Here is a 1376-nt window from a genome sequence, read left to right as displayed (position 1 = left end):
GGGGTCGGGGCTGATGGGAGCAGCTGCTCGCGGGGCGGACCGCCGGGGTCCGGGGCGGTGCACCCAGCGGGGCCACCACGGCGGATACTGCGTGCATGGGAGAGCGGGACAGGCCCGGCCGCGCCCGGCGGCGGGTGACCAGGCCGGCGGACGTCGTCGGGGAACTCCTCCCGGAGACGACGTCCGACGAACGGGACGACCAGGAGCGCTACTGGCAGGAGCGTTCGGCGGAGGACTGGTACCGGGAGAACCGCCCTCCCCACCACGACGGCGAGTGACACGAGAACGGTGCGCCGGCAGGAGGACCGCCGTGCCGCCCGGGCGTCGAGCTGTGGGGCCCACCCCGCCAGCCCCCGTGATCGGCGACAGGCCCGGTGTCAGCCCCGGTCCCGTTCGAGGACGACGCCCTCCTCCGCGGTGGGCTGCGCTCCAGGCTGCCGCTCGCGCAGCAGGTCCCGGATCTCGGTCAGCAGTTCCAGCTCGGTCGGGGTGACGGCGGCCGGCTCCTCCCCGCGCTGCCGGCGTTCCTGGAGCTTGTTCATCGGCAGCACGAAGATGAAGTAGACGACGGCCGCGACCATGAGGAAGTTGATGCCGGCCGTGATCACGGCCCCGAAGTCGACGGTGATGGGCGTGCCGTCGGGTGCGGTGCCGATCCTGACCCCGAGGTTCCCCACGTCCGCCGGGCCGACCGCGTCGAGGATCGGCTGGATCAGGTTCTCGGTGACCGCTGTCACGATCGCCGTGAAAGCGGAGCCGATGACGACGGCGACCGCGAGCTCCACGACGTTGCCGCGCATCAGGAAGTCCTTGAAGCCCTTGAGCACGGGCCCTCCTTCGTCTGGTGATGTCGTCGTGGCGGGTGGCCCACGACGGGAGGCCGATCCCGCGCCCACGGGAGCGTGGCGGGACACCGTCCACGAACCGAACGGGGCCAACTCCGACCACACAGGGGAGCGGTTGATCAGCGCAGCGTGATCGTAATCCGCGTGTTGAGCGTCGCTGCCGCGACCTGGTGACCGAGCGCCTCGGGGAGGGCGACCACGACGAACGAGCCCTGGGTGGCCGTGCCGTCGGTGGCGACGACCGAGACGACCGTGACATCCGTGGCCAGGACATGTCCAGCCCCACCCGCCTCCGAGGAGACCAGGTCCACCCGAGCCCCCGGGTGGACGAGTTCCACCACGGCCGGGTCGTGCGGCCGGACGGGTACCGCGACGTGACCGGGGGTCTCCGTCGCCGCGAAGCGCGCCTCGGTGAGGACCTCGCCGGCCTGGACGGGAATGAGGGGAACCCGGCCGGCCGCCTGTTCCGGTGCCGTCATCGCGGCGGAGGGGACGGCGTCCGCCGGCAGGCGGGCGCGGCGCACAGCCGCC

The 1376-nt window shown here is 72.8% G+C and carries 3 protein-coding genes; 1 reads left to right on the top strand and 2 read right to left on the bottom strand.

Annotation, left to right across the window (positions count from 1 at the left end):
• Positions 1–95: 95 nt before the first annotated feature.
• Positions 96–278, top strand: a complete 183-nt coding sequence (locus ACTIDRAF_RS0224565) for a hypothetical protein (protein WP_016701323.1) — start codon at positions 96–98, stop codon at positions 276–278.
• A gap of 99 nt (positions 279–377) precedes the next feature.
• Here the strand turns inward: ACTIDRAF_RS0224565 and mscL are convergent, their stop codons facing one another.
• Both mscL and ACTIDRAF_RS31095 read right to left on the bottom strand, forming a co-directional pair.
• Positions 378–827, bottom strand: coding sequence for a large conductance mechanosensitive channel protein MscL (mscL, locus tag ACTIDRAF_RS31100; RefSeq protein WP_016701322.1), 450 nt, complete (start codon positions 825–827; stop codon positions 378–380).
• A 137-nt stretch (positions 828–964) separates the two neighbouring features.
• Positions 965–1376: CpaB family protein (locus ACTIDRAF_RS31095; protein WP_016701321.1), on the bottom strand; the 412-nt coding region annotated here is incomplete at its 5' end.

Source organism: Actinoalloteichus spitiensis RMV-1378, assembly GCF_000239155.1.
Classification (GTDB): Bacteria; Actinomycetota; Actinomycetes; order Mycobacteriales; family Pseudonocardiaceae; genus Actinoalloteichus_B; species Actinoalloteichus_B spitiensis.
This window is presented reverse-complemented; position numbering and strand designations above follow the sequence as displayed.